Genomic DNA, 8,639 nt, shown 5'->3' on the forward strand with positions numbered 1-8,639 from the left:
GCCCGCGCCCGCTCCCGCCGCGCCGGTCAGCCCGCCCGCAGCTCGCCGTAGGCCCACGCGGCGACGCGAATGGCGGCGAACGCCACCGCCGCCGTCACGGCGAGCGCCGCGGCGAGCACGCCCGCGACGACGAGCCCGCTCGCGCGGCGCGTCGGCGCGGGCGCCGCGAGCCAGGTCTCGAGGAGCCGCACGTTCCTGAGGTTCGCCTTGAAGCCGGCGTCGAAGAGGTCGCCGAGGAGCGGCACCGCGCCGACGACCGCGTCGACGGCGAGGTTCATCCCCATCCGCGCGACGAGCACCGCCGGGGCCCCGAGCCGCCACGCCACGAGGAGCACGTACGCCGCCGCCACGCTCGTCGCGACGTCGCCCACGCCGGGGAAGAGGCCGATGATGGGGTCGAGGCCGATGCGGAGATCGGTCCCGGGGACGCGGAACGCGGCGTCGAGCCAGCGCGCGACGAGCCGCGCCTCGCGCAGCCTGGGATCGGGCGCCCGGCCGGCGCCGCCGATTTCGAAGTCAGCGCCGTCGAGCACGCGACCGCCCCGAGACTCGGGCGCGCGGCGTGTATACTCCCCCTTCTTTCTCGACGGACGGCCCATGATCCAGATCTACGACACCACGCTGCGCGATGGCACCCAGCGCGAGGGGATCTCCCTCTCGTGCGAGGACAAGCTCCGGATCGCGCGCCGCCTCGACGAGCTCGGCGTGGCCTTCGTGGAGGGCGGCTGGCCGGGCTCGAACCCCAAGGACGCCGAGTTCTTCGCGCGCGCGCGCGACCTGCCCTGGCGGCGTGCGGCGATCGCGGCGTTCGGCTCGACCTGCCGCGTCGGCGGGGTGCCGGAGGACGACGCGAACCTGCGGGCGCTCCTCGACTCGGGCGCGCCGGTGTGCACCGTGGTCGGCAAGACCTGGACGCTGCACGTGACTGACGTGCTGCGCGCGAGCCTCGACGAGAACCTGCGGATCATCGAGCAGAGCCTGGCCTGGCTCCGCGAGCGCGGCCGCCGCGTCATCTACGACGCCGAGCACTTCTTCGACGGCTGGCGCGCCGACTCCGGGTACGCGCTCGCCACGCTCGAGGCCGCCACGCGCGGCGGCGCCGAGACGCTGGTGCTGTGCGACACGAACGGCGGGACGCTGCCGTGGCAGGCCGCCGAGATCATCCGCGCGGTCCGCGCCCGGGTGAAGACGCCGCTCGGCGTCCACGCCCACGACGACTCCGGCACGGCGGTGGCGACCTCGCTCGCCGCGGTGCACGAGGGCGCGATCCAGGTGCAGGGCACGATCAACGGCTACGGCGAGCGCTGCGGCAACGCCGACCTCTGCTCGGTCATCCCCGGGCTCGAGCTGAAGCTCGGGCTGCGGTGCCTGCCCGAGGGCCACCTCCAGTCGCTCACCGAGCTCTCCCACCTCGTCGCCGAGGTCGCGAACCTCGCCCCCGACGAGCACCTCCCGTACGTCGGCCGCTCGGCCTTCGCCCACAAGGGCGGGATCCACGTCGCGGCGATGCGGCGCAACGCGGCCTCGTACCAGCACGTCCTGCCCGAGCTCGTCGGCAACCAGATGCGCGTCGTCGTCTCCGAGCTCTCCGGCCGCGGCAACCTGCTCTCGAAGGCGGAGGAGCTGGGGCTCGGCGCGGGCGAGGGGGTCGCCGACGTGCTCGAGGAGATCAAGACGCTCGAGGCGCGCGGCTTCTCGTTCGAGGCGGCCGAGGCGTCGGTGGCGCTCATGATGAAGCGGCACGATCCGGGGTACCGCGCGCCGTTCGAGCTCGTCGACTTCCTCGTGAACGTCGAGCACCGCGACGGGCGAGGGCTCTTCTCGGAGGCGATGGTGAAGGTGCGCGTCGACGGCGAACTCCTGCACACCGCCGCCGAGGGCGACGGGCCGGTCGACGCGCTCGACGCGGCGCTCCGCAAGGCGCTCCTGCCGCGCTACCCGCGCATCGCCGAGCTCAAGCTCGTCGACTACAAGGTCCGCATCCTGGACGGCAAGAACGGCACCGCGGCGGTCACGCGCGTGCTCGTGGACACGCAGCACGGCAAGCGCGTCTGGAGCACGGTGGGCGCCTCGCCGAACATCATCGAGGCGAGCTGGCGCGCGATCGTGGACGCCCTGGAGTACGGGATCACGATCGCCGCGGAGAACGGAGGGAGCGAAGCGTGAGGGCGAAGATCGTCGTTCTGCCCGGTGACGGCATCGGGCCTGAGGTGACCGCGGAGGCGATCCGCGTGCTCGAGGCGGTGGCGCGGAAGGGCGGCCACGTCTTCGAGCTGTCCGAGCACCTCATGGGCGGGTGCTCCATCGACCGGCACGGCACCGCGCTCACGCCGGAGGTGCTCGCCGCCTGCCAGGCCTCGAGCGCGGTCCTCCTCGGGGCGGTCGGCGGGCCGAAGTGGGACGACCCGGCGGCCAAGGTCCGGCCGGAGCAGGGGCTCCTCGGGCTGCGCAAGGGGCTCGGCGTCTTCGCGAACCTGCGCCCGGTGCGCGTGCACCCCGCGCTCGTGGACGCGTCGCCGCTCAAGGCGGATCGCCTCGCCGGCGTGGACCTGCTCGTGATCCGCGAGCTCACCGGCGGCCTCTACTTCGGCCAGCCGAAGGGCCGGGAGGAAAAGGACGGTCACGTCCGCGCCGTGGACACGCTCGAGTACCACGACTACGAGGTGCAGCGGGTGGTGGAGCTCGCGTTCAGGCTCGCCCGCGGCCGCCGGCGCAAGGTGACGTCGGTCGACAAGGCGAACGTGCTCGAGTCCTCGCGCCTGTGGCGGCAGGTGACGAGCGCGATCGGCGCGGCGAACCCCGACGTGGCGCTCGACCACATGCTCGTGGACACCGCCGCGATGCGGCTCGTCGCGGCGCCCGCGTCGCTCGACGTCGTCGTCACCGAGAACATGTTCGGCGACATCCTCACCGACGAGGCGTCGGTGCTCGCCGGCTCGATGGGCATGCTCCCGTCGGCGTCCATCGGGGCGGGCGGGCCGGGCCTGTACGAGCCGATCCACGGCTCCGCGCCGGACATCGCCGGCAAGGGGATCGCGAACCCGCTCGGGACCATCCTCTCGGCCGCGATGATGCTCCGCCACTCGCTCGGGCTCGAGGCGGAGGCGGCGGCCGTCGAGAAGGCGGCGGACGCGGCCGTCACCGACGGCGCGCGCACCCGCGATCTCGGCGGCACGCTGTCCACCCGGGCGATGGCGGACGAGGTGCTGCGGCGCCTCGCGAGTTGAACGCCCGGGTCCGGCCCCGCCCGGTCGCCCGCGCGACCGCCTCCATCGGGTCCAGGCGACCGAGGGTGAGGCGCGGAGCAGGAACGGTCCGTAAAATGAATTCGAGGCGTGCCCGTCCGTGATCCTCGGGGCGGGCGCCTTCGACTTTCGACCGTTCGCTCGAGGAGACTGCTCCCATGACCCGTCGCTCCACGGCCGCTCGCTCGCTCATCGCCCTCCCGATCGCCCTCGCGCTCGCCGGCGCGTGCGCGGTGAACCCGGTCACCGGAAAGCGCGAGCTCTCGCTCGTCTCCAAGGATCAGGAGATCGCGCTCGGCAAGCAGAGCGCGGAGCAGGTGAAGCAGCAGATGGGCGTCTACCCGGACGAGAAGGTCCAGGCCTACGTCCGCGAGATCGGGATGCGCATCGCCAAGGCCTCGGAGCGGCCGGATCTCCCGTGGCAGTTCACCGTCCTCGACGACCCCACCGTCAACGCGTTCGCGCTGCCGGGCGGTCCGGTGTTCATCACGCGCGGCATCCTCACGTACCTCGGCTCCGAGGCCGAGCTCGCGAGCGTGCTGGGGCACGAGATCGGGCACATCACGGCGCGCCACTCGGTCGAGCAGCTCTCGAAGCAGCAGCTCGCCCAGCTCGGGCTGGGGGTCGGGATGATCGTCTCGCCGGAGCTCGCGCAGATGGGACAGGCGGCCGCCGCGGGGCTCCAGCTCCTGTTCCTCAAGTACGGCCGCGACGCCGAGCGCCAGGCGGATCAGCTCGGCTTCAAGTACATGTCGCAGCAGGGCTACGACGTGCGCGAGATGTCCAAGGTGTTCGTCACTTTGGAGCGCTCCAGCGCGCAGCAGGGGGCGGGGCGCGTGCCGGAGTGGCAGTCGACGCACCCCGACCCGGGCAACCGCGCCGAGACCGCGCGCGAGCGGGCCGCCAAGGCGACGATCCCGCCGGGCGCCAAGGTGGAGCACGATCGCTACGTCCAGCTCGTGTCCGGGATGGTCTTCGGCGACGACCCGCGGCAGGGCTTCTTCAAGGGCGACACGTTCCTGCACCCGGGCCTCAAGTTCCAAATGAAGTTCCCGCAGGGCTGGAAGGCGCAGAACTCCCCGAGCGCGGTCGTGGCGGTGAGCCCGAAGCAGGACGCGGCCCTCCAGCTCGCGGCCGCCGGGAAGCTCTCGCCCGAGGAGGCGACGAAGAAGTTCTTCCAGCAGGAGGGGGTGAAGCCGCTGCAGGCGCCGCAGTCCGGGACGCTCGGGGGACAGCCCGCGACCGCGAGCTACTTCCAGGCGCAGACGGACCAGGGCGTGCTGAACGGGATCGTGTCGTTCGTGTCTCACGGCGGCCTCACGTACCAGCTGGTCGGCTACTCCCCGGCCCAGGCGTTCTCCGGCTACGAGGCGACGTTCAAGCAGGCCCTCTCGACCTTCGGCCCGCTCACGGACAAGTCCGCGGAGAACGTCCAGCCCGCCAAGGTGGAGGTCGTCCGCGTCCCGCGCGAGATGACGATCTCCGAGTTCAACCAGCAGTTCCCGTCCACCGTGCCGCTCGACGTCGTCGCCATCGTGAACGGCGTCGACAAGGACGGGAAGCTCCCCGGCGGCACGACGGCGAAGCGCATCACGGGCGGTGTGCCCGCGAAGCAGCTCCAGCAGCAGCCCGGGTCGTGAAGGGCTCCCTCGCGCCGGCCCGCGTCGGGTAACCTCGCGGCCATGGAACTGGATGCGCTCGGCGCGGCGCGGCTCCGCCGCCTCGCCCTCGGCACGGCTGCCATCGGCCGGCCCGCGTACATGACCCTCGGCCACGCCGAGGACCTCGCGGGCGGCCGCTCGCCGGAGCAGCTGGAGCGCCACGCCCACGCGGTCCTCGACGCCGCCTTTGCAGCCGGCGTCCGATGGGTGGACGCGGCGCGCTCGTACGGCCGCGCGGAGGCGTTCGTCCGCTCGTGGCTCGACGCGCGCGGCCTCGCGCCCGGCGAGGTGACCGTCTCGTCGAAGTGGGGCTACCGCTACGTGGGCGGGTGGCGGCTCGACGTGGAGCGGCACGAGGTGAAGGATCACTCCCTCGCCGCGCTCGAGGAGCAGCTCGCCGAGACGCGCGCGATCCTCGGCACGCACCTCGCCCTCTACCAGATCCACTCCGCGACGCTCGAGACCGGGGTGCTCGACGACGCGGGGGTGCTCGACGCGCTCGCGCGGCTGCGCGACGGCGGGGTCCGCGTGGGCCTCACCGTGACGGGCGTGCGCCAGGCGGAGACGGTCCGGCGCGCGCTCGCGGTGTCGCGCGGGGGGACGCCGCTCTTCGCGAGCGTGCAGGCCACCTGGAACGTGCTGGAGCGCTCCTGCGAGGAGGCGCTCCGCGAGGCGCACGCCGCCGGCCGGACGGTGATGGTGAAGGAGCCGCTCGCGAACGGCCGGCTGACCGCGCGAGGGGACGCGGGCGCGTCGGGCCCGCTCGCGGAGCTCGCGCGCGCCCGGGGCTCGACTCCCGACGCCGTCGCGCTCGCCGCGGCGCTCGCGCAGCCATGGGCCGACGTCGTGCTGCTCGGCCCCACCACCGTGGCGCAGCTCCACTCGAACCTCGCCGCCGCGCTCCTCGTGCTCGCCCCCACCGAGCTCGCCACCCTGGCGACGCTGGCGGAGCCCGCCGCCGCGTACTGGGAGCGGCGCGCGCGGCTCGCGTGGACGTGACGCGCGAGTGCCTGATGGGGCTGGAGTCTCGCCGAGCTCCTCCGGTGAAGGCGTGTGATGGACCGATGTAGTCCATGTTGACTGAATCAGTCCACTTCGTTGTGCCGGTGGGATATCCCGGGACGCGGGTTGGTGGGCGACGTGATCGGCGTCAAAGCGCGGCCTGCAACCCCGCGGATTAATTCAACAGGGCGACAAGTTGCCGCATGGCGCGGGTCAGCCGGGCCCCGTATCCCGAGTCCAAGCACCTGGACACGGGAGACGCCCATGAGCGAGTCCGAGACCGAGGTCGTCACCATCGCGGCAGAGATTCAAGCGGCGCCCGCAGCTCCCCTCTCGATCGCGAAGCGCCTCCGGGCCTTCGGAGACTTCATCTCGCAGGCCGTGGCGGTCGCCTTCACGGTGGCCCTGGCGGCGGTCACGGCGCTCGCGGCCCTGCTCGCCGTGACGCTGTTCGCCCCGGTGTTCCTCTTCCTGTTCGCCCGGGCGCTGCGGCGGCAGGAGCAGCTCAGGCTCTCCCGCGCGGCGGTCTGACGGGCCGTCGAGGATCGACGCTCCACGGCGCCGTCGGGCCCGAGCGCCGCGGCCGCGGGCCGCTCACGACAGGGCGTCGAACCGGTCGAAGCGCATCGTGAATACCGCCCGGCCCTGCGTGAGCGACCGGAGCTCGGTCGCGTACCCGAACATGCGGCGCAGCGGCGCCTCGCTCTGGATCGCCTTCGTGGCGGCGCCGCGATCCGCCACGTCGAGGATCGTCCCGCTGCGCTGGTCGAGGCTGCCGATCACCGCGCCGAGGTGCTCGCCGGGCGCGACGATCTCCACCCGCATCACGGGCTCGAGGAGCACCGGCCGGGCGCGACCGGCGGCCTCGCGCACCGCGTCGGCCGCGGCGACCTTGTAGGCCATCGGCTTCGACCCGCCCTCGCGCCACGTCGCGCCGGTGAGCACCACCTCCACGTCCTGGAGCGGATAGCCCTCGAGGACGCCGGCCTCCGCCGCCTCGCGCGCGCCCTGCTCGACCGCCCCGCGCACCTCGGCGCGCAGGAACGGCAGCGCCGCCGCTGCGGGGTCGACGCGGAAGCGGAACCCGCCGCCCCGCGCGAGCGGGCCCACCCGGACCGTCACCTCGCCGAAGAGCTCGAGCTCCTCGGTCTTCCGCTCGAACGCGGCGGTCGCCTCCCCCTCGGCGGTGAGGGTCTCGCGCATGAGCACCTGCGGCTGGCCGGTGCGGACGGCCAGCCCGAACTCGCGGCGCAGCCGCTCGGCGACGATCTCGAGGTGCAGCTCGCCCATCCCCGACACGATGAGCTGACCGGTGTCCGGGTCCTCGCCGAAGCGGAAGCTCGGGTCCTCGTCCGTGACTTGCGCGAGCGCCTCGAGGAGCGCCTCGCGGTCGGAGAGCGACGCGGCCTCGATCGCCTGCGAGATGACGGGCTCGTACGCCGAGAGCCGCTCGAGCACGACCGGGTGGCCGGGGTCGGAGAGCGTGTCGCCGGTGCGCGTCTCCTTGAGGCCGGTGACCGCGAAGATCTGACCCGCCCCGAGCGCGGGCGCCCGCTTCTTCTGCACGGCGTGCATGAGGAGCACGCGCGAGACCTTCTCGTGCCTGCGCAGGCTCGCGTTCCAGACGGTGTCGCCCTCGGCGATCCGCCCCGAGTAGACGCGCACGAAGACGTGCCGCCGCTTCTCGTCCAGGAGCGACACCTTGAAGGCGAGCGCCACGAGCGGCGCGTGCTCGTCGGCCGGACACGCCACCGCCTCGCCCGTGCGAGGGTCCTCGCCTCGCGCCGGCGGGACGTCGAGCGGGGAGGGGAGGTAGTCGCAGACGGCGTCGAGCACCTGCGGCACCCCCTTGTTGCGGAGCGCGGAGCCGCACAGGAGCGGGACGAACCTCCCGGTCAGCGTGGCGCGCCGGATCGCGCTCCGCAGCGCGCCCTCGTCCACCGAGGCGTCCGAGAGGACCGCCTCGGCCACCGCGTCGTCCACGTCGGCGAGCCGCTCGACGAGCGCCTGGCGCTCGGCCTCGCCCTCGCGCGAGATCCCCTCCGACTCGGTGAACGCCCGCGGGTCGTCCACGTCGCCGAAGCGCAGCGTGCGCCGGGAGACGAGGTCCTCGAACCCCTGGAACGCCGCCTCGGCGCCGAGCGGCCGCTGCACGGGCGCGATCACCTGGTCCGGGAAGCGTCGCCGCATCGAGGCGAGCGTCATCGCGAGGTCGGCGCCGACGCGGTCCATCTTGTTCGCGAAGGCGATGCGCGGCACCCGGTAGCGATCGGCCTGCCGCCACACCGTCTCGCTCTGCGGCTCGACCCCGTGTCCCGCGTCGAAGACCGCGATGGCGCCGTCGAGCACGCGCAGGGAGCGCTCCACCTCGATCGTGAAGTCCACGTGGCCGGGGGTGTCGATGAGGTGCAGCTCGTGCCCGCGCCACTCGAAGCTCGTCACCGCGGAGGTGATGGTGATGCCCCGCTCCCGCTCGAGGTCCATCCAGTCCATCACCGCGAGGCCGTCGTGCACCTCGCCCATCTTGTGCGTGCGCCCGGCGACGAAGAGCAGCCGCTCGGTGAGCGTCGTCTTCCCGGCGTCGATGTGCGCCATGATCCCGATGTTCCGGATGGCGCGGATGCGCCGCTCGCCCGCCGCAGGTCTCGGGCCGTCGCTCGTCATGGCTGCCCCCGGCGCCGCCTCGACCGCGGCGCGCGAGGAGTATACGGCGGCGCGGCGCGCGGCGGCG

The 8,639-nt window shown here is 73.4% G+C and carries 7 protein-coding genes; 5 read left to right on the forward strand and 2 right to left on the reverse strand.

Going from position 1 to position 8,639, the window contains the following annotated elements; translation table 11 throughout:
• Positions 1 to 26 precede the first annotated feature (26 nt).
• A complete protein-coding gene (locus MNZ29_RS22580; protein WP_242356837.1) occupies positions 27 to 533 on the reverse strand; it encodes a DUF4112 domain-containing protein in 507 nt (168 codons plus the stop codon).
• Positions 534 to 597: 64 nt separating this feature from the next.
• On the opposite strand from MNZ29_RS22580, the gene cimA reads away from it, so the two are divergent.
• From cimA to MNZ29_RS22605, 5 genes are all read left to right on the forward strand, one after another.
• Complete coding sequence (cimA, locus tag MNZ29_RS22585; RefSeq protein WP_242356839.1) at positions 598 to 2,166, forward strand: citramalate synthase; 1,569 nt, start codon at positions 598 to 600, stop codon at positions 2,164 to 2,166.
• Positions 2,163 to 3,227: a 3-isopropylmalate dehydrogenase gene (leuB, locus tag MNZ29_RS22590; protein WP_242356841.1), complete on the forward strand. Its 1,065-nt coding sequence runs from the start codon at positions 2,163 to 2,165 to the stop codon at positions 3,225 to 3,227. Before cimA ends, leuB begins: the two co-directional genes overlap by 4 nt.
• A 176-nt stretch (positions 3,228 to 3,403) precedes the next feature.
• A complete protein-coding gene (locus MNZ29_RS22595; RefSeq protein ID WP_242356843.1) occupies positions 3,404 to 4,885 on the forward strand; it encodes a M48 family metalloprotease in 1,482 nt (493 codons plus the stop codon).
• 42 nt (positions 4,886 to 4,927) lie between these two features.
• Positions 4,928 to 5,905 (forward strand): aldo/keto reductase, encoded by a 978-nt coding sequence (locus MNZ29_RS22600; protein ID WP_242356845.1) that lies wholly within the window; start codon positions 4,928 to 4,930, stop codon positions 5,903 to 5,905.
• Positions 5,906 to 6,172: 267 nt separating this feature from the next.
• Complete coding sequence (locus MNZ29_RS22605) at positions 6,173 to 6,439, forward strand: hypothetical protein (RefSeq protein WP_242356848.1); 267 nt, start codon at positions 6,173 to 6,175, stop codon at positions 6,437 to 6,439.
• Between the two features lie 63 nt (positions 6,440 to 6,502).
• Here MNZ29_RS22605 and fusA read toward each other — a convergent pair whose 3' ends face one another.
• Positions 6,503 to 8,572 (reverse strand): elongation factor G, encoded by a 2,070-nt coding sequence (fusA, locus tag MNZ29_RS22610; protein WP_243336568.1) that lies wholly within the window; start codon positions 8,570 to 8,572, stop codon positions 6,503 to 6,505.
• Positions 8,573 to 8,639 lie beyond the last annotated feature (67 nt).

It is taken from the genome of Anaeromyxobacter sp. SG64, assembly GCF_022690745.1.
Lineage (GTDB): Bacteria > Myxococcota > Myxococcia > Myxococcales > Anaeromyxobacteraceae > Anaeromyxobacter > Anaeromyxobacter soli.

Excerpts from the sequence above, each read along its gene's own strand:
- MNZ29_RS22595 (WP_242356843.1), top strand. The coding sequence starts at position 3,404 with ATGACCCGTCGCTCCACGGCCGCTCGCTCGCTCATCGCCCTCCCGATC.
- MNZ29_RS22600 (WP_242356845.1), top strand. The coding sequence starts at position 4,928 with ATGGAACTGGATGCGCTCGGCGCGGCGCGGCTCCGCCGCCTCGCCCTC.
- MNZ29_RS22605 (WP_242356848.1), top strand. The coding sequence starts at position 6,173 with ATGAGCGAGTCCGAGACCGAGGTCGTCACCATCGCGGCAGAGATTCAA.
- cimA (WP_242356839.1), top strand. The coding sequence starts at position 598 with ATGATCCAGATCTACGACACCACGCTGCGCGATGGCACCCAGCGCGAG.
- fusA (WP_243336568.1), bottom strand. The coding sequence starts at position 8,572 with ATGACGAGCGACGGCCCGAGACCTGCGGCGGGCGAGCGGCGCATCCGC.